Below are 22,144 nucleotides of genomic sequence, written 5' to 3'. Positions count from 1 at the left end.
GCGAACACCCGAGTACAACCAGTACGCGGGCGTCCGCCCGGCACGCCGAGAGCACGCACCGAACGCCGCAGGGCCCGCCCTCCGGGCGAACGACGCGACTTTGCGGACACCCCCTAGGACCGGCAGCGGTCAGCGGACCACCACGACCTTGCGGCCGATGGTCGCGAACGTCCACATCGCGTCGCCGTCCGCGCGGGACTCGCGGATGCCGCCGGTGCGCACCTTCGGGTCGGGCGCGGCGGTCGAACCGTCCACGGCCGCGCTGAAGCCGATGGCCACGCCGTCCACGCTGGTGAAGCGCACGACGTGCTCGACCGGGACGCCGTCGGAGCCGGTGACCGCGTTCGAACGGGACGTGACCGTGTAGCTGCCCGGGGCCGGATCCACCACGCTCGGGTCGACCTCGAACGTCCGCGTCACCGTCTCGTCCCCGCCGACCAGCCACACGCGGTCGCCGCGCAGCGAGTACACGACCCGCGCGCCCTTGCCGGAGTCCACGGGCAGCGCGGCGGGGTCCCGCTTCACCTGGGGCGCCCTCGGGGCGCCGACCGCCGGTGAGACGCCCGCCTGCGCCCGGCCCAGACCGGCCGGGACGGTCTCCGCGGCCCGGTGGGCGAGGTAGCCGACCGTCGCGAGGGCCGCCGCGGTGAGCCCGGCCACGATTCCCGAGCTGCTGACTGCCACCGGCACCCACCTCACGTCGTACGTCCCTGTCGTGACGGAAGGTGACGGTAGCAGCAGGTGACGGCCCGGCAGGTACGTCCGACACGGGCCCCGGGGAGCCGTAGGCTGTTTGCGTGCTCTTGCTCGCTCTGGATACCGCCACACCCGCTGTCACCGTCGCACTGCACGACGGCGAGGACGTCATCGCCTCGTCGAGTCAGGTGGACGCGCGGCGGCACGGGGAACTGCTGCTGCCGGCGATCGACCGGGTCCTCGCCGAGGCAGGCCTGAAGCTGGACGCCGTCACGGGCATCGTCGCCGGGATCGGCCCGGGCCCCTACACCGGGCTGCGGGTCGGTCTGATGACCGCGGACACCTTCGGGCTCGCGCTCGGCGTCCCCGTGCACGGTGTGTGCACGCTGGACGGCCTCGCCTACGCCGCCGACCTGGAGGGCCCGTTCGTCGTCGCGACCGACGCCCGCCGCAAGGAGGTGTACTGGGCCCGCTACGCCGACTCCCGCACCCGCGTCACCGACCCGGCCGTCGACCGGCCCGCCGACATCGCCGAGCAGGTCGCGGGCCTGCCCGCGGTCGGCGCGGGCGCGCTGCTCTACCCGGACACCTTCCCCAAGGCGCACGAGCCCGAGCACGTGTCCGCCGCCGCCCTGGCCCGGCTGGCCGCGGAGCGGCTGGCGGCCGGCGAGGAGCTGCCCGCGCCGCGACCGCTGTACCTGCGCCGCCCCGACGCCCAGGTCCCCAAGAACTACAAGGTGGTCACCCCCAAGTGACCGAGCCCGTGACCGATCCCGAGACGTGCGTACTGCGCGAGATGCGCTGGTGGGACATCGACCCCGTGCTGGAGCTGGAGCGGGACCTGTTCCCCGACGACGCCTGGTCGCGGGGCATGTTCTGGTCCGAGCTGGCCCATGCGCGCGGACCCGAGGCCAACCGGCGGTACGTGGTCGCCGAGGCCGGCTCCCGCATCGTCGGGTACGCCGGTCTGGTCTCCTCCGGCGAGCAGGCCGACGTGCAGACCATCGCCGTCGCCCGTGACCTGTGGGGCACCGGCCTCGGCGCGCGGCTGCTCGCCGAACTGCTGCGCGCGGCCACCGCCTTCGAGTGCGCCGAGGTGATGCTGGAGTGCCGCGTGGACAACGTGCGCGCGCAGAAGCTGTACGAGCGGTTCGGGTTCGAGCCCATCGGGGTCCGGCGGGGTTACTACCAGCCGGGCAACGTGGACGCCCTGGTGATGCGCCTGACCGCCCCCGAGAACTCCGTACAAGGAACCGAGATCCATGGCTGACGAACCCCTCGTTCTGGGGATTGAGACCTCCTGCGACGAGACCGGCGTCGGCATCGTCCGGGGCACCACCCTGCTGGCCGACGCCGTCGCCTCCAGCGTCGACGAGCACGCCCGCTTCGGCGGCGTCGTCCCCGAGGTCGCGAGCCGCGCCCACCTGGAGGCGATGGTCCCGACCATCGACCGCGCGCTGAAGGAGGCCGGGGTCAGCGCCCGTGACCTCGACGGCATCGCCGTCACGGCCGGCCCCGGACTCGCCGGCGCCCTGCTGGTCGGCGTCTCCGCCGCGAAGGCGTACGCGTACGCGCTGGGCAAGCCCCTCTACGGCGTGAACCACCTCGCCTCCCACATCTGCGTGGACCAGCTGGAGCACGGCCCGCTGCCCGAGCCGACCATGGCGCTGCTGGTCTCCGGCGGCCACTCCTCGCTGCTGCTGTCCTCGGACATCACCTCCGACGTCCGGCCGATGGGCGCCACCATCGACGACGCGGCCGGCGAGGCCTTCGACAAGATCGCCCGGGTGCTGAACCTCGGCTTCCCCGGCGGCCCGGTCATCGACCGGTACGCCAAGGAGGGCGACCCGAACGCGATCGCGTTCCCGCGCGGCCTGACCGGCCCGCGCGACCCGGCCTACGACTTCTCCTTCTCGGGGCTGAAGACGGCCGTGGCGCGCTGGATCGAGGCCAAGCGGGCGGCGGGGGAGGAGGTGCCGGTGCGGGACGTGTCGGCCTCCTTCCAGGAGGCGGTCGTGGACGTGCTGACCCGCAAGGCCGTCCGGGCCTGCAAGGACGAGGGCGTCGACCACCTGATGATCGGCGGCGGCGTGGCCGCCAACTCCCGGCTGCGCGCCCTGGCCCAGGAGCGCTGCGAGGCCGCCGGGATCCGGCTGCGCGTGCCGCGGCCCAAGCTGTGCACGGACAACGGCGCGATGGTCGCCGCGCTCGGCGCCGAGATGGTCGCGCGCAACCGCGCCGCGTCGGGCTGGGACCTGCCGGCGGACTCCTCGCTGCCGGTGACGGAGCCGCACGTGCCGGGCCACCGGCACGGCCACGACCATGTGCACGAGGTCAGCAAGGAGAACCTGTACTCGTGACGGTCGCGCTGATGTGGGAGGCGCGGGCGGTGCCCGGCCGGGGTGAGGACCTGCTGGCCTGGGCCCGGGCGCAGGAGCTGCCCCGTGCCCCCCTGCGCCGGGAGACCCTGCGCGCTCCCCAGGACCGGGTCCTCGTCATCACCTGGTGGGACGCCTCCTACGATGCCGAGCTGCCCGAACTGCCGGAGCCGGACGGGGAGTTGGTGGCCCGGGCTGTGCACCGGTGGCGGTTCGAGTCGGTGGGCTCCGGCTGACCCCCGCCGTCACCCCGCGTCCGTCACCTCGGTCTCGCAGCGCAGCCGCCGGTCCGTGCCGAGCACCCGGACCGGGCCCGTGAGGGTGAGGCGTGCCGTGTGGCGTACGTCCGCGCTGGACGCCCCCAGCCGCAGCTCCAGGGCGCCCGGTTCGACCACGCGCCGGCCCGAGCGGTCGGTGAAGGACGACAGGTCCGGGTGGAAGCGGAACGTCACCCGCACCGCCTCGCCCGGGGCCGCAGTCACCCGCCGGTAGCCGATCAGCCGTACGTCGGGGCGGGTCACCGACGCCACCGGGTCGTGCAGATACAGCTGCACGGCCTCCGCGCCCGGGCGCTCGCCCGTGTTGCGGACGGTCACCGAGACGTCGTACGTCCCGTCCGTGCCGATCTCCGCCGGCTCCTCGCCGCCCGTGCCGTCCTCCCAGGCGAACGTCGTGTACGAGCGGCCGTGGCCGAAGGGGTACAGCGGCGTCGGGTCGAGGTTGCTGACCTCGCCCGCGAGACCGAGGGGCGGCTGGAGGTACGTCCAGGGCTGGCCGCCGGGCTCCCGCGGCACGCTCACCGGGAGGCGGCCGGAGGGGTTCACGCGGCCCGACAGCACTCCCGCGACCGCCGGGCCGCCCTCCTCCCCGGGGAAGAAGGCCTGGACGACCGCGCCCAGCCGGCCGTGCCAGCGGCCGAGGGCGTACGGGCGGCCGGTCAGCAGCACCAGCACCACGGGGACGCCCGTCGCGACCAGCGCGTCCAGCAGTTCGCCCTGGACGCCCGGCAGGGCGAGGTCCGTCGCGTCGCAGCCCTCGCCCGAGGTGCCGCGGCCGAACAGGCCCGCCCGGTCGCCGAGGACCGCCACGCACACGTCCGCCTCGGCGGTACGGGCGATGGCCTCCTCGAAGCCCGCGGTGTCCGGGTCCGTCACGTCGCAGCCCTGTGCGAACGTCACCTTGGCGTCGGGCAGTTCGGTGCGCAGGGCGTCCAGGACGGTCGGGATCTCGATGCCCGTCGGAACCTCGGGGTGGTGGGTGAGGACGTGGGACGGGAAGGAGTAGCAGCCCAGCATGGCCAGGGCGTCGGCCGCCCTCGGGCCGACCACCGCGATCCGGGTGTCGGGGGCCAGCGGGAGCAGGCCGTCGGGGTTGTCGAGCAGGACCACCGACTCCTCGGCCAGGCGGCGGGCCAGGATCCGGTTGCCCGTGGAGTCCAGGTCGACCGAGGCGGCCGGCTCGGGGCTCCAGTCCTCGTCGAGCAGGCCCAGTTCGCACTTCTGGAGCAGCACGCGGCGGGCCGCCCGGTCCACGAGTTCCTCGGGGACCTGCCCCGTGCGGACGGCGTCCAGCAGCGGCGGGCCGTAGCACTTGACCGTGGGCAGTTCGACGTCGATGCCGGCCGCGAGCGCCGCGTGGGCCGCCTCGGCCGGGGTGCCGGCGACGCGGTGGAGGGTGTGCAGGAAGCCGATGCCGAAGTAGTCGGAGACGACCGTGCCGGTGAAGCCCCACTCCTCGCGCAGGAGCCGGGTGAGCAGCTCGGGGTCGGCGGAGGCCGGGACGCCGTCCGTCTCGGTGTACGCGGCCATCACCGAGCGGGGCCCGGCCTCGCGCAGCGCCATCTCGAACGGCGGCAGCGTGACGTCCGCGAACTCGCGGATGCCGGCCCGTACCGGGGCGAGGTTGCGGGCTCCGGCCGAGGAGGCGTACCCGGCGAAGTGCTTGAGCGTGGCGACGATCCCGGCCGACTCCAGGCCCCGCACATAGGCCGTGGCGATCGTGCCGACCAGGTACGGGTCCTCGCCGATGGTCTCCTCCACCCGGCCCCAGCGCGGATCGCGCACGACGTCCAGGACCGGCGCGAGGCCCTGGTGGACGCCGACCGCGCGCAGGTCGTTCCCGATGCGCCGGGCCATCTCCTCGACCAGCGGCGGGTCCCAGGTCGCGCCCCAGGCCAGCGGCACCGGGTAGGCCGTGGCCCGCCAGGCGGTGAAGCCGGCCAGGCACTCCTCGTGCGCGATCGCCGGGATGCCGAAGCGGCCGGCCGCGGTGATACGGCGCTGGGCGCGGGCCAGGGCCTGCGCGCCGAGCGCCGGGTCGATGGGGGCGGTACCGAAGGAGCGCGTGAGCTGTCCCAGGCCGTGGGTGATCAGCTCGTCCCAGTCGTGCTCGACGGTCATGTCGTGCTGGTGCGGAGCGACTCCGCCGCCGTCCGCCGAGGCGCCCACCCACACGCCGTACAGCTGGGCGGTCTTCTCCTCCAGGGTCATCCGGGAGAGCAGGTCGTCGACGCGGGCGGCGGCGGGCAGGGCGGGGTCACGCCAGGGCGCGGTGGTCATGAAGCTCCTGTCGGGTGGACGGACGGCCCTCTCACGAACGGTGCTGACGAGCGCGTGAACCGTGCTGACGACCGCTTCCCGCACCCGCTTCTACGAATGTTTCGATATACACGTCGAATGTTCCGGGAACTTATGGGGCCACGAGGACTTCGTCAAGGGGGCCCGCAGGGATACGATCGCCGCCATGACATCCCCGGAGCCCGTTGAAAGCCGGACGCAAACCCGGACGCAGGGGCGCACCGCGCAGACCGCGACGCTCGCCGAGATCGCCCGTGAGGCCGGCGTGTCCGCGCCGACTGTTTCGAAGGTCCTCAACGGCCGGGCCGACGTCGCCCCGGCCACCCGGGCCCGCGTCGAGGAACTGCTGCGCGCCCACGGCTACCGGCGGCGCCGCGCGGAGGCGACCCGCTCGCCGCTGATCGACCTGGTCTTCCACGAGCTGGAGAGCGCCTGGGCGCTGGAGGTCATCCGGGGTGTGGAGAACGTGGCCCGGGACGCCGGGCTGAGCGTCGTGCTGTCGGAGAGCGCCGGGCGTCTCGTCCCCGGGCGGACCTGGGCCGACCAGGTCGCCGCGCGCCGGCCGCACGGCGTGGTCCTGGTCCTCTCCGGGCTCGACGAGGCCCAGCGCGCGCTGCTGACCAGCCGCTCCATCCCGTTCGTGGTGATGGACCCGGCCGGCGACCCGGGGGCGGACGTGCCGTCGATCGGCGCGACCAACTGGCAGGGCGGTCTCGCGGCCACCCGGCACCTCGTCGAGCTGGGGCACCGCAGGATCGGCGCGATCAGCGGGCCCTCGCAGATGATGTGCAGCCGCGCCCGGATCGACGGCTACCGGGCCGCGCTGGAGACGGCCGGGCTGCCGGTGGACCCGGCGCTGATCGCGGGCGGCGACTTCCACCACGAGGCCGGCTACCGGCTGGGCCTGGAGCTGCTGCGCCGCCCGGACCGGCCCACCGCCGTCTTCGCCGGCAACGACCTCCAGGCGCTCGGGCTGTACGAGGCCGCGCGCGAGCTGGGGCTGCGCGTCCCCGAGGACCTGAGCGTGGTCGGCTTCGACGACCTGCCCGTGGCCCCGCTGGTCGGCCCGCCGCTGACGACCGTACGGCAGCCGCTGACGGAGATGGCCGAGGCGGCTGCCCGGCTGGTGCTGGACCTCGGGCGGGACGAGCACGCCCCCGCGGCGACCCGGGTGGAACTGGCGACGAGCCTGGTGGTGCGCAGCAGCACGGCGGCCCCCGCGTGAAAGGCCAGTTGTTGTATTGACGGGTGGTACGGACGCCTCCACACTGCACCGAAGCCAGTCGGTTACACCACCGAAACTTTCGGGGGCGCCGTGATGGGATCACCGAGACCGGGCTTGCTCGCCACCCTGCCGGCCGGCGTCGTGACGGCCGGCTCGCCGCTCAGAGGCCGGGAAGTCTGAGAATTTCCGAAGAAAATCGGCCGCGGGGCCCTGCTCGTAATAATTCGGACTTATGTTCCTGCCCGTGACGGGACTCGACGGGAACGGGGACGGGGGCAGGGGCAGGGAGGCGGGCCGGCGGTCGAGAGCGCTGAGGACCGCAGGCCTGGCCCTGGCGGGTGCGCTGGTGCTGGGCCTCGGGGCGGCGGGCTGGGCCTACTGGCACCTCAACGACAACATCACCGGCGTCGACATCGACAACGCGCTGGGCGACAACCGCCCGCCGAGGCCGGTGAGCACGCCGTCGCCCTCGGCCGCGGCGCTGCCCGGCGGCGCCCTCAACATCCTGGTGCTGGGCTCGGACTCGCGCAGCGGCAGGGAGAACCAGCGGCTCGGCGGCGGCGACAGTGCCGGTGCCCGCTCGGACACGGCGATGGTCGTCCACCTCGACGCCGGGCGGTCCAGCGCGACGGTGGTGAGCATCCCGCGCGACACCCTGGTCACCCGCCCGTCCTGCCCGCGCCCGTCCGGCGGGTCGACGGCGGTCGCCCACGGCTCCATGTTCAACAGCGCGTACGCGGTGGGCGGTCCGGTCTGCGCGGTGAAGACGGTCGAGTCCATGACGAACGTCCGCATGGACCACTACCTGGAGATCGACTTCTCCGGCTTCGCGAAGCTGGTCGACGCGCTCGGCGGCGTCACCGTCACCACGGAGGAGGACATCGCCGACGAGGACAGCCATCTGCGTCTGAAGGCGGGCACCCACCACCTGGACGGCACCCAGGCCCTCGCCCTGGCCCGCACCCGCCACGGCATAGGCGACGGCAGCGACCTCGGCCGCATAGGGCTCCAGCAGACACTGGTCAAGGCGCTGCTGGAGCAGATCGCCGCCCAGGACCTGCTCACCGACCCGGCGAAGCTGTACCGGGTCGCGGACGCGGTGACCGCCGGCCTCACCACCGACACCGGCCTGGACTCCCTGAGCGAGCTGACCCGGTTCGGGCAGAGCCTGCAGGGGCTGTCGGCGAGCCGGGTGACGACGGTGACGATGCCGGTGATGCGGGCGCCGTCGGACCCCAACCGGGTGGTGGCGGAGCAGCCGGAGGCCCGGAAACTGTGGGAGTCGCTGCGCTGACCTGCGCAGCCGCCCGCCGGAAAAAATATCCGGGGAAAATCCGGCGAGCGTGTCGATCCGGAGGCCGCCCGATCGACGCAGGGGTGAGAGCGGACAGAAGCCCGCTCCGAAGACCCGAGGAGTCACCATGCCGCGCTTTCTCACCCTGATCCGCGTCGACGAGAAGAACGCCCCCGCCGAGGGCCCGAGCCCCGAACTCCAGGAGCGCATGGGCAAGCTGCTGGAGGAGATCACCAAGGCCGGGGTCATGCTCGACACGGCCGGGCTCACGCCGACCTCGGACGGCACCCGGGTGACCTGGGAGGGCGGGCAGCTGTCCGTCACCGACGGGCCGTTCACCGAGACCAAGGAGGTCATCGGCGGCTATTCGATCAGCCAGTGCAAGGACAAGGCCGAGGCGATCGAGTGGACCAAGCGGTTCCTGTCCGTGCACGAGGACTACTGGACGATCACCGCTGAGGTCCGGCAGATCGCCGAGGGCTGACCGGTCGTCCTTGGCGGGGCGCCGCCACGGGTGTCTGATGGTGGGCTGTGACCCCGCAGCCCACCGCCGGACCCGGCGCCTCCCGGACCACGCGAACCACCCCGACCACCCAGAGCACCCGGACCACCCGGACCATCGAGACCGTCTTCCGGATGGAGTCGCCCAGGATCATCGCCGGCGTCACCCGGGTCGTCCGGGACGTCGGCATCGCCGAGGAACTCGCGCAGGACGCCCTCGTCGCGGCGCTGGAGCAGTGGCCCCGGGACGGGGTGCCCGACAACCCCGGCGCCTGGCTCATGGCCACCGCCCGCAACCGTGCCGTCGACCTGGTCCGCCGCCGCGAGAACTACGCCCGCAAGCTGGCGGAGATCGGCCGGACCCTGCCGGAGACGGCCCCGCCGCAGGAGCCCGCCGACCCGGACGACATCGACGACGACCTGCTGCGCCTGGTCTTCACCGCCTGCCACCCGGTGCTGTCCACGGAGGCCCGCACCGCCCTCACCCTGCGCCTGCTGGGCGGCCTGACCACGGCCGAGATCGCCCGCGCCTTCCTCGTCCCGGAGGCGACGGTGGCGCAGCGCATCGTGCGCGCCAAACGCACCCTGGCGACCCGCGACATCGCCTTCGAGGTGCCCTACGGCCCCGACCGCGAGACGCGCCTCGGCTCGGTCCTCGACGTCATCTACCTCATCTTCAACGAGGGTTATGCCGCAACGGCCGGCGACGACTGGCTCCGCCCGGGCCTGTGCGAGGACGCCCTGCGGCTGGCCCGGGTGCTCTCGGGCCTGATGCCGAAGGAGCCCGAGGTGCACGGCCTCACCGCGCTCCTGGAGCTCCAGGCGTCCCGCACGGCCGCCCGCACCGGCCCCTCGGGCGAACCGGTCCTCCTCAAGGACCAGAACCGCTCCCGCTGGAACCGCATGCTCATCGCCCGCGGCATCACCGCACTGGGCCGGGCCGAGGCCACCGCCTCCGGCGCGCCGGGCCCGTACACCCTCCAGGCCGCCATCGCCGCCTGCCACGCGCACGCCCACACCTACGAGGAGACCGACTGGTCCCGCATCGCCACCCTCTACGGCCTCCTGGCGGCCCGCTCCCCGTCCCCGGTCGTGGAACTGAACCGCGCGGTCGCCGTCTCCATGTCCGAGGGCCCGGGCCCGGCCCTGACGATCGTCGACGCCCTGACGGACGACCCCGCCCTGACGGACTACCACCTGCTCCCCAGCGTGCGCGGCGACCTCCTCGCCCGCCTCGGCCGCACGGCAGAGGCCCGCGCGGAGTTCGAACGGGCGGCGTCGCTGACGAGGAACGAGAGGGAGCGGGAACTGCTGCTGCGGCGGGCGGCGGAACAGCCCTGAACGGTCAGGCCGGGTGCCCGATCAGCATCGTCGGTGCTCCCGACAGCCGGGTCAGGAACACCGTCGCCGCGTTCGGGCCCTGGGGCTTGACCTTCCTGCGGAGTTCCTCCGGCTCGACCGCCGAGCCCCGCTTCTTCACCGTCAGGGTGCCGACCTCCCGCTCCCGCAGCAGGGCCTTCAGCTTCTTGACGTTGAAGGGGAGGTGGTCGGTGATCTCGTAGGCCGTGGCGTACGGCGTCGGGCGCAGCGCGTCGGCCGTGACGTACGCGATCGTCGCGTCGAGCAGGCCGCCGTCGACCCGGTCGGCGACCTCGGCGACCAGGTGGGCGCGGATGACGGCGCCGTCGGGCTCGTAGAGGTAGCGGCCGGGCGGGCGGACCGGGGGATCGGGCAGGGCGCGGGAGAGCAGGCTGCGGGGGCCGGGCAGCAGGGTGGCGCGTACCGCGCCCGGGTCGGTGCCGAACCACAGCACCGCCTCCTTCACGTCCCCGCCGTCGGAGATCCACTCGGCCTCGGCGTCCTCGGGGACCGCCTCGTGCGGGATGCCCGGGGCGATCTTCAGCGCGGCGTGCGGGGCTCGCCGGGCGGCCGCCACCGCCCAGGACAGCGGGGGCGAGTAGGCCTCGGGGTCGAAGATGCGGCCCCGGCCGCCGCGCCGGGCCGGGTCGACGAAGACGGCGTCGTAGCCGGCCGTGTCCACCTCCGTGACGTCCGCCTCCCGCACCTCGATCAGGTCCGCGAGCCCCAGCGCGTCGGCGTTCGCCCGGGCCGCCGCGGCCGTCAGCGGGTCCCGGTCCACGGCGAGCACCCGGATCCCGGCCCGGGCCAGCGCGATCGCGTCCCCGCCGATGCCGCAGCACAGGTCGGCGACCGAGGTCACGCCGGAGTCGGCCATGCGCCGGGCCCGGTAGGCCGCCACGCTCGCCCGGGTCGACTGCTCCACCCCGTTCGGCGTGAAGAACATCCGCCCCGCGTCCCCGGCCCCGAACTTCACCGCAGCCCGCTGCCGAAGCCGTGCCTGGCCGAGCGCCGCCGACACCAGCTCCGCGGGGTGCTCCCGGCGCAGCCGGGTCGCGACGGCCAGCTCCCGCGCCGGGTCGGTGTCGCGCACCTCGTCGAGGAGGGCGCGGCCTTCTGGGGTGAGGAGGAGGGCGAGGTCGTTCACCGGTTCATTGTCGGCCACGGCGGCGCGGGGGAGGCGTGTGGGCCAGTCGGTGGATGGTGGGCCGCCGGCCGCGGTGTCGGGTCGGGTTCGCCGGGCCCGGCTGCGAGGATCCGGCACCATGCGAGCAGTCGTACGAAATGACAAAAGCCGGGCATCCGGCCGGGTGCGGGCCGGCCTCGCCGTGCTGGCCCTCGCCGCCATCGCCTCGGGCTGCGCGCAGGGCGGCAGCGACCAGGTCACCCCGGCCGGCGGACAGCAGCCCCTCGACGCGCCCCCGGCCCGCGCGCTCGACTCGTACGCCTCCAAACTGGGCGCCGCGCACGCCGCCCGGGTCGCCGCCGCACACCGCTGGGGGCTGCGGAACACCCCGCTGACCGCTCCGCGACCCCCAGAGAGCAAGCCCGGGATCAGGACCCGCGAGGGCTTCGAGGTGGCGGGCCACCGGGAGTCGGACCTCCCGCCCGTGTTCACCAGGATCCCCACCCGGGACAAGGTCGTCTTCCTCACCATCGACGACGGCGCCGAGAAGGACCGGGCGTTCCTGCGGATGATGAGCGACCTGGACGTCCCGTACACCGCGTTCCTCAGCGGCTACCTGGTGAAGGACAACCCCCGCTACTTCAAGAGGATGCAGGCCAGAGGCGTGGTCCTGAACAACCACACCCTGCACCACCCCTACCTGCCGGGGCTGTCCTACCGTGCGCAGAAGCGCGAGATCTGCGGCATGCAGCGCTACATGGAGAAGCGGTTCGGCAAGCGCCCCCGCCTCTTCCGCCCGCCCTACGGCAGCTACAACCGGGCGACCCTGCGCGCCGCCAAGTCCTGCGGCATCGCGTACGTCCCGCTCTGGAACGAGGAGGTCTTCGCCGACCGCTGGGAGTACCGCGAGGCGGACCGGGAGCTGCGCCCGGGCGACATCGTCCTCACCCACTTCCGGGGCCCCGGCCAGTGGAAGGGCACGATGCCGGACATGGTCCGCCGCTTCCTGAACAAGGTCACGGCCGAGGGATACGCGGTGGGACGGCTGGAGGACTACCTGTGAGGCGGCGACCGGCCGCCGCCCTGTGCGCGGGCGTCATCCTGCTGGCCGGCTGCGCCGGCGCGGCGGACCGGCGCCCGGGCACCGCCGACGGCCGGGCCCAGGACTCGCGCCCCGCGGTGAGCCACCCCCTCCCGCCCGTCGTGGACCACGTCCCCACCCGCGACCCGGTCGTCTTCCTCACCTACGACGACGGCGCCGAACGCGACCCCCGCTTCGTCGGCCTCGTCCGCGAACGGCGGCTCCCGGTCAGCATGTTCCTCACGGACAGCGTCGTCGGACCCGGCTACGGCCACTTCGCCCGGCTGCGCGCGGTCGGCGCGTCCATCCAGAACCACACCCTCGACCACCCCGCCCTGCGCGGCCTGCCCTACGCCGGCCAGCGCGCCGAGATCTGCGGCCAGCAGCACAAGCTCCACTCCCGCTTCGGCATCCGCCCCCGCCTCTTCCGCCCGCCCTACGGCACCTACGACCGGGCGACCCTGCGCGCCGCCGCCGACTGCGGCATCACGGCGGTCGTGCTCTGGCGGGTGTCCCTGGGCGCCGACGGCGACCTGTCCTACCGGCGGGGCGGGCCCGGACTGCGCCCCGGCGACATCGTCTCCGTCCCGTCGGGCGACGCGTCCGCGACCCTGACGGAACGGACGCTGCGGTTGCTGCGGGAGATCGAGGGGAAGGGCCTGCGGGTGGGGCGGCTGGAGGACTACCTGTAGACGGGCCCGCGGCCCCCGCGTGGCGAACTCACCTGGCCGACGCGCCGCGGGCAATTAGCAGTCCGCTTGACCGAGTGCTAATCACGGTCATAGTCTCGGCTCTGGCACTCGACGAAGGAGAGTGCCAACACAGCGACGGGCAGGTCCGGCACCCGCGACGACGGATCCACCTGGTCGCCACCTCAGACAGTTAACCCCGTGAGATCTCCGAAGGGGGAGGTCGGATCGTGACGACCGCCAGCAAGGTTGCCATCAAGCCGCTCGAGGACCGCATCGTGGTCCAGCCGCTGGACGCCGAGCAGACCACGGCCTCGGGCCTGGTCATTCCGGACACCGCCAAGGAGAAGCCCCAGGAGGGCGTCGTCCTGGCCGTGGGCCCGGGCCGCATCGAGGACGGCAAGCGCGTCGAGCTCGACGTCAAGGTCGGTGACGTCGTGCTCTACAGCAAGTACGGCGGCACCGAGGTGAAGTACAACAACGAGGAGTACCTCGTCCTCTCGGCCCGCGACGTCCTCGCGATCGTCGAGAAGTAATTCACCCCAGCACATTGCTTTGAGCTGCGCCCCTGGCCCCCCGCGACACATAGAAGCCGGGCGCCCGGGGCGCAGTGCCTTTAACCCAGATTCCGGAAGAGGGCTCACGCTCCCATGGCGAAGATCCTGAAGTTCGACGAGGACGCCCGTCGCGCCCTCGAGCGCGGCGTCAACAAGCTTGCCGACACGGTCAAGGTGACGATCGGCCCCAAGGGCCGCAACGTCGTCATCGACAAGAAGTTCGGCGCCCCCACCATCACCAACGACGGTGTGACCATCGCCCGCGAGGTCGAGGTCGAGGACCCGTACGAGAACCTCGGTGCCCAGCTGGTCAAGGAGGTGGCGACCAAGACCAACGACATCGCGGGTGACGGTACGACCACCGCGACCGTGCTCGCCCAGGCGCTCGTGCGCGAGGGCCTGAAGAACGTCGCCGCCGGTGCCTCCCCGGCCGCCCTGAAGAAGGGCATCGACGCCGCCGTCGCCGCGGTCTCCGAGGACCTGCTCGCCTCGGCCCGCCCGATCGACGAGAAGTCCGACATCGCCGCCGTCGCCGCGCTGTCCGCCCAGGACCAGCAGGTCGGCGAGCTCATCGCCGAGGCGATGGACAAGGTCGGCAAGGACGGTGTCATCACCGTCGAGGAGTCCAACACCTTCGGTCTGGAGCTGGACTTCACCGAGGGCATGGCCTTCGACAAGGGCTACCTGTCGCCGTACTTCGTGACGGACCAGGAGCGCATGGAAGCCGTCCTGGACGACCCCTACATCCTCATCACGCAGGGCAAGATCTCCGCCATCGCGGACCTCCTGCCGCTGCTGGAGAAGGTCATCCAGGCCAACGCCTCCAAGCCGCTGCTGATCATCGCCGAGGACGTCGAGGGCGAGGCGCTCTCCACCCTCGTCGTCAACAAGATCCGCGGCACGTTCAACGCCGTCGCCGTGAAGGCCCCCGGCTTCGGCGACCGCCGCAAGGCGATGCTGCAGGACATGGCCGTCCTCACGGGCGCCACGGTCGTCTCCGAGGAGGTCGGCCTCAAGCTCGACCAGGTCGGCCTGGACGTCCTCGGCTCCGCCCGCCGCGTCACCGTCACCAAGGACGACACCACGATCGTCGACGGCGCCGGCAAGAAGGACGACGTGCAGGGCCGCGTCGCCCAGATCAAGGCCGAGATCGAGACCACGGACTCCGACTGGGACCGCGAGAAGCTCCAGGAGCGCCTCGCGAAGCTGGCCGGCGGCGTGTGCGTCATCCGTGTGGGTGCCGCCACCGAGGTCGAGCTGAAGGAGCGCAAGCACCGTCTGGAGGACGCCATCTCCGCGACCCGCGCCGCGGTCGAGGAGGGCATCGTCTCCGGTGGTGGCTCCGCGCTCGTCCACGCCGTCAAGGTCCTCGAGGGCAACCTCGACAAGACCGGCGACGAGGCCACCGGTGTCGCGGTCGTCCGCCGCGCCGCCGTCGAGCCGCTGCGCTGGATCGCCGAGAACGCCGGCCTGGAGGGCTACGTCATCGTCTCCAAGGTGGCCGAGCTCGACAAGGGCAACGGCTACAACGCCGCCACCGGCGAGTACGGCGACCTGATCAAGGCCGGCGTCATCGACCCGGTCAAGGTCACCCGCTCCGCCCTGGAGAACGCCGCCTCCATCGCCTCCCTCCTCCTCACGACCGAGACCCTGGTCGTCGAGAAGAAGGAAGAGGAGGAGCCGGCCGCCGCGGGCCACGGCCACGGCCACGCCCACTGAGGCACCGACCTCTGCCGGAAGCCCCCGTCCCGCCTCGCGCGGAACGGGGGCTTCCCGTGTGTGCGGCTGTGTGGGGCGGGGTGTGCGGCCGCTGTCACAGCTCCAGCGGGTCCAGCGCCCCGAGCTGCTGCATCAGCCCCAGCCGGTCGTACTGCCACCAGCCCTCGGCGATCTTCCCGTCCGGCGTGCAGCGGTGGACGGTCGTCCCGGTCATGGTGACGTCCTTCCCGGTCGGCGGGATCCCGAGGAAGTCGCCCCTGTGGTGGCCCCGCCAGGTCCACCGGGTGCACACCCGGTCACCCTGCGCCACCTGGTCGTCGATCGTGAACGAGAAGTCGAACCCGCCCCGCCAGACCTCCAGCTCGCGCCGCACCGCGTCCAGCCCGATGACGTCCTGCACATTGGCGGGGTCGTGGTCGTGGTAGTCCTCGATGAACACGTCGTTGAACGGGGGCGCGTCGCCCTGCCCGGGCGCCAGCTCGAAGAACCTGCGCGCGGTGGCCGCGTTGAGCTGCTCGTCCCGCACCACGTCCAGATCGGTGAAGGTGGGCTCCTCGTCGCAGAGCGCCACCATCTCCTGGAAGATCCGGTCGGTCTCCGGCAGCCCGGAGTTCCGCATCGCCTCCTCGTACGACGGGAACTCCACGATCTCCACGATGTGCGAGGCGTCGGCCCGGTCCTTCGCCACCACACTGTGCGTCGCGGTCCGCTTCCCCTTGGTCTGCTCGACCCACCGGTCCATCAGCCGGTTCATCTCGTCGAGCCGGCTGGTCCTGCATTCGATGAGCTGTACGAAGGTCATGGCCTCGCCTCCGGCCCCCCTGGGTCCGGCTGAACAGCACCATTGTCGCAACGAGACCCCTTCGTCGCCTCTTGGCTTGGCATCATGACGGCATGCTGTGGTGGGGGAAGCGGTCGGAACGGTCGGTGGCCGCGGGGCGGGACGTCGGGGTGGCCGTCACAGGCGACCACAACCGCCTCCTCTTCACCCGGCAGGTGCGCTCGGCGTACTGGGAGCAGGTCCGCAGGATCGCCCCCGCCGAACTGGTCGGCCGCGAGCGGGAACTCGCCGAGCTGAGGGCCTTCTGCACCGCCGACTCCGGCCCGGCGTACGCCTGGTGGCGCGCGGAGGCGTGGGCGGGCAAGACGGCGCTGCTGTCGTGGTTCGCGCTGAACCCGCCCCAGGGCCTCAGGATCGTGCCCTTCTTCGTCACGGCCCGCCTGGGAGCCCAGAACGACGTCGTGGCCTACGTCGACGTCGTCCTGGAACAGCTCGCCGAACTCGCCGGCGAGGACCTGCCCGCGCATCTGACCGAGGCGACCGGCGAAGCCCACCTCCTGTACCTGTACGGGGCGGCCGCCCGTGTCTGCGCCGAACGCGGCGAGCGCCTGGTCCTCCTGCTCGACGGCCTGGACGAGGACCGCGGCGTCACGACCGGCCCCGAAGCCCACAGCATCGCGAGCCTGCTGCCCGCCCGCCCGGAGTCCGGCATGCGCGTCCTGGTGGCGGGCCGGCTGAACCCGCCGCCGCCGGTCGACGTGCCGGAGGACCACCCCCTGCACGACCCCGCGATCGTCCGCGTGCTCGCCCCCTCCCCGTACGCCCAGACGATCCGCGCCGAGGCGGAACGCGAACTGAAGCGCCTGATCGAGGACGGCGGCCTGGAGTACGACCTGCTGGCGCTGGTGACGGCGGCGAACGGCGGCCTGACGGCCGAGGACCTGTCCGCGCTGACCGGGGCGGTCCCGTACCGGGTGCGGGATGTGCTGCGGACCCGGGCGGGGCGGACGTTCGACGTCCGGCTGGACGTCTACCTCCTCGCTCACGAGGAGTTGCAGCGCCGGGCGCTGGACATGCTCGGCACCGCGGAACTCGACCGCCACCGGGCGCGGTTGCACGCCTGGGCGGACACCTGGCGGGACCGGGGATGGCCGGACGGAACGCCGGGCTACCTGCTGTCGGGCTACTTCGGGCTGCTGCGCGCGGCGCGGGACCTGCGGCGTGCGGTCGACTGCGCCGTGGACGCGGTGCGCCACGACCGGATGCTCGATGTCACCGGCGGCGACGCGGCGGCGCTCGCCGAGATACGCAACGCCGAGGACATGGTGGCCGACGCGGGCGTACCCGACCTGACGGACCTGGTCCGGCTCGCGCTGAGACGGGAGGAACTGGAGCACCGCAACGACACCGTCACCCGCACCTTCCCCCGGGCCTGGGCCGTGCTCGGCCGGGTGCACCGTGCGGAGGCGCTCGCCCGCAGCATCCCGAGTCTCGACTGGAGGGCCCTGGCGCTGGCCGATGTCGCGGCGGTGGTGCTGGACGCCGGTGAGCCTGCCGAGGCCGTGCGGTTGCTGGAGGAGGCGGAGCAGTCGGCCGAGCGGTACGCGTTCGACTACGACGTCGACGAGGGGCGGGACCACGCCCTCGTGGAGGTGAGCCGCGGCTGGGCGAAGGCCGGGCTGTTCGATCGTGCCGAACGCCTCGTCACCGCGGTGGCCGGGATCGACCTGCGCATGGGCCTGGTGGTCGACCTCGCCCGGTCCCTGGTGGCCGCCGGGGCCTTCGACCGGGCCGGGGAGCTGTGCCGTCGGCAGGATCATGACCAGGTACGGGGCCTCGGTCTCGCGGCGGCGGCAGCGGCTCTGACGGAGGCGGGCCACCTCGACCGGGCGAAGGCGCTGGCTCAGCAGGCGGACCACGCGGCACGGCCCCTGGTGCTGGCAAGGATCGCCGGAGCGCTGCGACGGACCGGGCGGGAAGGCGAGGCCGAGGCTCTCCTCACGGCGGTCGAGACCGCACTGATCCCGTCCGACCTGCTCGTCGAGGTCGTCGAGACGCTCGCGGATCTCGGCGAGTTCGACCGGGCGGAGCGTGCCGCCCTGCTGCACGACGCCGCCGCCCCGCGCGGATGGGCGTTGCGACGGGTCGTACGGGCCTTGGCGGCGACGGGTGACGGGGCTCGCGCGGAAGCACTGGCCGAGCGGATCGAGCACCCGACCGTGCGCTCGGGCGTGGTGCCGGCGATCGTGGAGGGCCTGGCGGAGGCGGGGGCCCACGAGGAGGCCGAGAGGCTGGCCCTCGGCCTCGCCGACGAGGAGGCCCGGGACACGGCCGTGCGCGCCGTCGTCGACGCGCTGGTCCTGGCGGGGGAGACGGACCGCGCGGAGCGGCTGGCCGACGAGGACACGGCGACGGAGCCCGGCGCGCCCGCGCTCTGCGGCGTGATCGAAGGGCGGGCCGCGGCGGGTGAGCTGGACCGGGCTTTCGAGATGGCGAGGTCGCTCGGCTCGACCGACGGCCACGAAGCGCTCGTACGCGGCGCCCTGGTGTCCGGCCGCGCTCCCGACGAGCTGGCCGAGCTGGTCGCCCGGGCGGAGGCCGAGATCCGGCGCTCCGGGCGGGGCGGAAGTCTCCACCCGGCACACACCGCGATCATGCTCGCCGAGGCAGGGCTCGTTGACGCCGCACGGGCCGTGCTGGACCGGGTGGGCGTACCCGCCCTGGTGGACCCCGACGACCCGGGTGAGCAGGTCTGGGCGGGATGGATGGCCCAGGCGCTGGCGCACGCCGGTCGATTCGACGACGCCGAGCACCTGGTCCGTGCACTGGGCCACCGTCCCGGCGGTGCCTTCGCGCTCACGCCCCTGATCGAGCGGCTGTGCGCGGCGAAGGAGTTCGACCGGGCCCTCGCCTTCGTGGCGGGTCTGGACGAACGCATGCGCGCTCACCCGCGCGCCGAGATCGCCGTCGCACTGGCCGACGCCGGGGCGGTGGAACGGGCCGTCTCACTCGCCCGCGATCTGACGGACGCCGGTCTCCGCGCGCGTTGCCTGGCCCGGATCGCGGTGGCTCTCGCCGCCGCGGGCGACCGGCAGGCGGCCGAGGACACCTTCGCGGAAGCCGTGTCCCCCGGCGAGCGGCATTCGCTCTGGGTGGTGCCCGACCTCCTCCGCGCCTACTTCACGCTCGGCAGGACCGAGGAGGGGGAGCGACTGCTGGCCCGGCTCGGCGACGGCCCGCCGGGCTTCGACGTGGCGGTCGTCCGTGCGCTGGTGGAGACCGGGGAGTACGAGCGCGCAAGGGAACTGACCCGCCGCCCGGGCTGGGAACGGAACCAGGCAGTTCTGGTCATGCTGCTGGTGGAAGCCGGCCAGCCCGCCCGTGCCGAGGAACTGGCTCGCGCTCTCGACGTGGCCGACGCCCGGCACGCGGACGCACCGGCCTCCGTTCTCGTCCGCGCATGGGTGGCGCTCGCCCCCGTGGTCGAGCCCGACCTCGGTCGCGCGCTGGTCGCCCGGGCCCTGCGGCACGAGACCCTCCAGGAAGTACTGCCGGCCATCGCCCGCCTGGAGCCCGACGCCGTACCCCTGATCGTCGACGTCCTCGGCCGGTCGACGCGCCACGACCGGCCTACTGCGGCCCGTACTTCCGCCCCGTCTTAGAGGAGACCGCCCCCAGCACCCCCCGCGGCACCAGCTTCGCCGCCCCCATCAGGGCCTTGTACCGCGGGTCCGGGATGGACAGCGTCTTGCCGCGCGCCAGGTCGTGCAGCGCCGCCGCGACCAGCTTGTCCGCGTCGAGCCACATCCAGCCCGGGATGTTGTCCGTGCCCATGCCGGCCCGCTCGTGGAACTCCGTGCGCACGAAACCGGGGCAGAGCGCCATCAGCCGTACGCCGCTGCCGGCCAGGTCGCGGGCCGCGCCCTGGGTGAACTGCACGACCCAGGCCTTGGAGGCGCCGTAGGTGCCCCGCGGGACGAACGCGGCCACCGAGGCGACATTGACGACACCGCCGCGGCCCCGCTCCCGCATGGCCTCCGTCGCCGCCGACGTCAATCGCAGCACCGCCTCGCAGTGCACCTTCAGCATCCGCAGCTCGTCGGCCATGGGGACCTCGAGATAACGGCCCTTGTTGCCGAAGCCGGCGTTGTTGACCAGCAGGTCGACGGGGTTCCTGCGGTCGCCCAGGCGGTCGGCCACCGCCTCGATGCCCTTGTTCTCGGCGAGGTCGGCCGTCAGCACCTCCGCCTCGATGCCGTGCCGGTCGTGCAGCTCGGTCGCCTGTTCCCTCAGCCGCTTGGTGTCGCGGGCGACCAGCACCAGGTTGTGCCCGTCGGCCGCCAGTCGCCGCGCGAACGCGGCCCCGATGCCTGCCGTCGATCCCGTAATCAGAGCCGTTGTCATGGCAGAAGGTTAGTGACCTGGACTGTGCAGGTCCGCTTCCCCGCGGGGCCGTCCGTGGTGAAGGGTCGGTGGAGACCGGCGTGGTGAGCCGCCGTCAGGCCCCGTACTTCTCCTCGTACTCCCGTGCCGTCCTCAGCAGCTCCGGGTGCAGCGCCTCGCCCGCCGCCAGCAGCCGCGGCAGCAGCGTCCGCTCCGTCGTCACCGCCCGGAACTGCAGGGCCACCGTCACGTCGTGGTCGGGACGGTGCACGATCTCGACCGGGTCGCCCGCGCGGATCTCCCCGGGCTCGATCACCCGCAGGTACGCCCCCGGCGCACCCCGCTGCGTGAACCGCTTCACCCAGCCCTTCTCACCCAGATGGCCCTGGAACGTGCGGCACGGGATCCGCCCGGAGGTCACCTCCAGCACCACCTCGGGCCCGATGCGCCAGCGCTCGCCGATCCGCGCGCCGGACACGTCCAGGCCCGACGTCGTGAGGTTCTCGCCGAACGCGCCGTCGGCCAGGGTCCGGCCCAGCTCGCGTTCCCACTCGTCCAGGTCCTCGCGGGCCATCGCGTACACCGCCTGGTCGTCGCCGCCGTGGTGCTCCAGCTTGCACACCGCGTCCCCGGCCAGTCCGCTGCCGCCGATGCCCTTGGGCCCGGGCGCCGACACCCGCACGGGCCCTGCCACCGGCTGCTTGTCGATCCCGGTCACACCCTCGGGGTTGTCCGTGTACGGCACAGGCTTGGCACGGCCCAGATTCACCGACAGAAGCTTCATGCCCGCACGGTAAGGGACCCGACCTCAAAGCGTCGACGCATTATTCGGAACAGCGCCAAAGGGTCACTTATCCTCGAAGGGTGATCGAAGCTCGTCACCTCCGCGTCCTGCGCGCCGTCGCGGCCACCGGCTCCTTCTCCGCCGCGGGCCGCGAGCTGGGCTGCACCCAGCCCGCCGTCAGCCAGCAGATGAAGGCCCTCGAAACGTCCGTCGGCACCCCTCTGCTGATCCGCACCGGACGCGAGATGCGCCTGACCCAGGCCGGCGAGGCCCTGGTCCGGCACGCCGCCGGGATCCTCGCCGGGCTCACGGCCGCCGAGGAGGAGGTCGCCGCCATCGCCGGGCTGCGCGCGGGCCGGGTCCGGCTCGTCTCCTTCCCCAGCGGCAGCTCCACGCTCGTGCCCACCGCTCTCGCCGCCCTGCGCGCGGCCCACCCCGGCACCCGCGTCTCCCTGGAGGAGGCCGAGCCCCCCGCGTCGGTCGGCCTCCTGCGCGAGGGCGACTGCGACGTGGCCCTCGCCTTCCGCTACGAGGGGGCGGCGGGCGCCGGTGAGTGGGACGACCTCGTCGTACGGCCCCTGCTGACCGACCGGCTCGTCGCGCTCGTGCCGGAACGGCATCGGCTGGCGGGCGCGGAGTCCGTCGCCATCGGGGAACTGGCCGAGGAGTCGTGGATCGCGGGCTGCCCGCGCTGCCGGGGCCAGCTGGTCGAGGTGTGCGCGGCGGCCGGGTTCACCCCGCGCATCGACTTCGCCACCGACGACTACCCGGCGGTCGTCGGCCTGGTCGGGGCCGGACTCGGGGTGGCCGTGCTGCCCCAGCTGGCCGTCGAGTCGGTACGGCCCCGGGGAGCACGCACGGTGACGCTGGAGCCGGCGGTGCGACGGGAGATCGTCGCGCTCACCCTGCCCGACCTCGCGCAGGTCCCGGCGGTGTCGGCCACCCTCGACCAGCTGGCCCGGGCCGCCCGCCGCTAGCAGCGGCTCGGCCACGCC

General features: G+C 73.3%; 20 protein-coding genes. 14 read left to right on the top strand and 6 right to left on the bottom strand.

Annotated elements, in window-relative coordinates:
* Nucleotides 1-129: 129 nt before the first annotated feature.
* A complete protein-coding gene (locus ABZ948_RS02115) occupies nucleotides 130-684 on the bottom strand; it encodes a hypothetical protein (protein WP_359756387.1) in 555 nt (184 codons plus the stop codon).
* 113 nt (nucleotides 685-797) lie between these two features.
* Here ABZ948_RS02115 and tsaB point away from each other — a divergent pair, with 113 nt between their 5' ends.
* Genes tsaB through ABZ948_RS02095 form a run of 4 tightly spaced genes read left to right on the top strand, consistent with a single transcriptional unit; the run spans nucleotide 798 to nucleotide 3,310 of the window.
* Nucleotides 798-1,451: a tRNA (adenosine(37)-N6)-threonylcarbamoyltransferase complex dimerization subunit type 1 TsaB gene (gene tsaB, locus ABZ948_RS02110; protein WP_359756385.1), complete on the top strand. Its 654-nt coding sequence runs from the start codon at nucleotides 798-800 to the stop codon at nucleotides 1,449-1,451.
* A gap of 41 nt (nucleotides 1,452-1,492) precedes the next feature.
* Complete coding sequence (gene rimI / locus ABZ948_RS02105; protein ID WP_051649205.1) at nucleotides 1,493-1,966, top strand: ribosomal protein S18-alanine N-acetyltransferase; 474 nt, start codon at nucleotides 1,493-1,495, stop codon at nucleotides 1,964-1,966.
* The gene (gene tsaD / locus ABZ948_RS02100) at nucleotides 1,959-3,056 is read left to right on the top strand and encodes a tRNA (adenosine(37)-N6)-threonylcarbamoyltransferase complex transferase subunit TsaD (protein WP_359756384.1); all 1,098 of its coding nucleotides are present in this window, start codon (nucleotides 1,959-1,961) and stop codon (nucleotides 3,054-3,056) included. Before rimI ends, tsaD begins: the two co-directional genes overlap by 8 nt.
* A complete protein-coding gene (locus ABZ948_RS02095) occupies nucleotides 3,053-3,310 on the top strand; it encodes a hypothetical protein (protein WP_359756382.1) in 258 nt (85 codons plus the stop codon). Before tsaD ends, ABZ948_RS02095 begins: the two co-directional genes overlap by 4 nt.
* Before the next feature lie 9 nt (nucleotides 3,311-3,319).
* Here the strand turns inward: ABZ948_RS02095 and ABZ948_RS02090 are convergent, their stop codons facing one another.
* Nucleotides 3,320-5,632, bottom strand: coding sequence for a beta-xylosidase/alpha-l-arabinosidase (locus ABZ948_RS02090; protein WP_359756381.1), 2,313 nt, complete (start codon nucleotides 5,630-5,632; stop codon nucleotides 3,320-3,322).
* A gap of 184 nt (nucleotides 5,633-5,816) precedes the next feature.
* Between ABZ948_RS02090 and ABZ948_RS02085 the strand changes: the two genes are divergently transcribed.
* The 4 genes from ABZ948_RS02085 (at nucleotide 5,817) to ABZ948_RS02070 (ending at nucleotide 10,011) form a co-directional block, all read left to right on the top strand.
* Entirely contained in the window at nucleotides 5,817-6,875 is a 1,059-nt protein-coding gene (locus ABZ948_RS02085) for a LacI family DNA-binding transcriptional regulator (protein ID WP_359756380.1), read from the top strand.
* Nucleotides 6,876-7,107: 232 nt separating this feature from the next.
* On the top strand, nucleotides 7,108-8,169 hold the full coding sequence (locus ABZ948_RS02080) for an LCP family protein (RefSeq protein WP_359756378.1): 1,062 nt from the start codon (nucleotides 7,108-7,110) through the stop codon (nucleotides 8,167-8,169).
* 127 nt (nucleotides 8,170-8,296) lie between these two features.
* The gene (locus tag ABZ948_RS02075) at nucleotides 8,297-8,653 is read left to right on the top strand and encodes a YciI family protein (protein ID WP_359756377.1); all 357 of its coding nucleotides are present in this window, start codon (nucleotides 8,297-8,299) and stop codon (nucleotides 8,651-8,653) included.
* Between the two features lie 47 nt (nucleotides 8,654-8,700).
* Nucleotides 8,701-10,011 (top strand): RNA polymerase sigma factor, encoded by a 1,311-nt coding sequence (locus ABZ948_RS02070; protein ID WP_435857446.1) that lies wholly within the window; start codon nucleotides 8,701-8,703, stop codon nucleotides 10,009-10,011.
* Between the two features lie 4 nt (nucleotides 10,012-10,015).
* On the opposite strand, the gene ABZ948_RS02065 is transcribed toward ABZ948_RS02070, so the two are convergent.
* On the bottom strand, nucleotides 10,016-11,176 hold the full coding sequence (locus ABZ948_RS02065; protein ID WP_359756376.1) for a THUMP-like domain-containing protein: 1,161 nt from the start codon (nucleotides 11,174-11,176) through the stop codon (nucleotides 10,016-10,018).
* A gap of 118 nt (nucleotides 11,177-11,294) precedes the next feature.
* Between ABZ948_RS02065 and ABZ948_RS02060 the strand changes: the two genes are divergently transcribed.
* The 4 genes from ABZ948_RS02060 (at nucleotide 11,295) to groL (ending at nucleotide 15,201) form a co-directional block, all read left to right on the top strand.
* Nucleotides 11,295-12,218 carry a polysaccharide deacetylase family protein gene (locus ABZ948_RS02060; protein ID WP_359756374.1) on the top strand — a complete coding sequence of 308 codons (924 nt, stop codon included), beginning with the start codon at nucleotides 11,295-11,297 and terminating at the stop codon, nucleotides 12,216-12,218.
* Complete coding sequence (locus ABZ948_RS02055; protein ID WP_359756372.1) at nucleotides 12,215-12,928, top strand: polysaccharide deacetylase family protein; 714 nt, start codon at nucleotides 12,215-12,217, stop codon at nucleotides 12,926-12,928. Before ABZ948_RS02060 ends, ABZ948_RS02055 begins: the two co-directional genes overlap by 4 nt.
* A gap of 224 nt (nucleotides 12,929-13,152) precedes the next feature.
* A complete protein-coding gene (gene groES / locus ABZ948_RS02050; protein WP_031119986.1) occupies nucleotides 13,153-13,461 on the top strand; it encodes a co-chaperone GroES in 309 nt (102 codons plus the stop codon).
* Between the two features lie 114 nt (nucleotides 13,462-13,575).
* Nucleotides 13,576-15,201 carry a chaperonin GroEL gene (gene groL / locus ABZ948_RS02045; RefSeq protein WP_359756371.1) on the top strand — a complete coding sequence of 542 codons (1,626 nt, stop codon included), beginning with the start codon at nucleotides 13,576-13,578 and terminating at the stop codon, nucleotides 15,199-15,201.
* Between the two features lie 94 nt (nucleotides 15,202-15,295).
* On the opposite strand, the gene ABZ948_RS02040 is transcribed toward groL, so the two are convergent.
* Complete coding sequence (locus ABZ948_RS02040; protein WP_359756369.1) at nucleotides 15,296-16,003, bottom strand: ester cyclase; 708 nt, start codon at nucleotides 16,001-16,003, stop codon at nucleotides 15,296-15,298.
* Between the two features lie 92 nt (nucleotides 16,004-16,095).
* Between ABZ948_RS02040 and ABZ948_RS02035 the strand changes: the two genes are divergently transcribed.
* A complete protein-coding gene (locus tag ABZ948_RS02035; RefSeq protein ID WP_359756368.1) occupies nucleotides 16,096-19,644 on the top strand; it encodes a hypothetical protein in 3,549 nt (1,182 codons plus the stop codon).
* Here the strand turns inward: ABZ948_RS02035 and ABZ948_RS02030 are convergent.
* Complete coding sequence (locus ABZ948_RS02030; RefSeq protein ID WP_359756366.1) at nucleotides 19,613-20,386, bottom strand: SDR family NAD(P)-dependent oxidoreductase; 774 nt, start codon at nucleotides 20,384-20,386, stop codon at nucleotides 19,613-19,615. The genes ABZ948_RS02035 and ABZ948_RS02030 overlap by 32 nt on opposite strands.
* Nucleotides 20,387-20,480: 94 nt before the next feature.
* Nucleotides 20,481-21,149, bottom strand: a complete 669-nt coding sequence (locus ABZ948_RS02025) for an MOSC domain-containing protein (protein WP_359756364.1) — start codon at nucleotides 21,147-21,149, stop codon at nucleotides 20,481-20,483.
* An 80-nt stretch (nucleotides 21,150-21,229) separates the two neighbouring features.
* Between ABZ948_RS02025 and ABZ948_RS02020 the strand changes: the two genes are divergently transcribed.
* Nucleotides 21,230-22,126 carry a LysR family transcriptional regulator gene (locus ABZ948_RS02020; protein WP_359756363.1) on the top strand — a complete coding sequence of 299 codons (897 nt, stop codon included), beginning with the start codon at nucleotides 21,230-21,232 and terminating at the stop codon, nucleotides 22,124-22,126.
* Nucleotides 22,127-22,144 lie beyond the last annotated feature (18 nt).

Origin of the sequence: Streptomyces olindensis (genome assembly GCF_040645895.1) — a bacterium.
Lineage (GTDB): Bacteria > Actinomycetota > Actinomycetes > Streptomycetales > Streptomycetaceae > Streptomyces > Streptomyces olindensis.
Note: the sequence above shows the minus strand (reverse complement) of the source record. Positions and strands in the feature narration are given on the sequence as shown.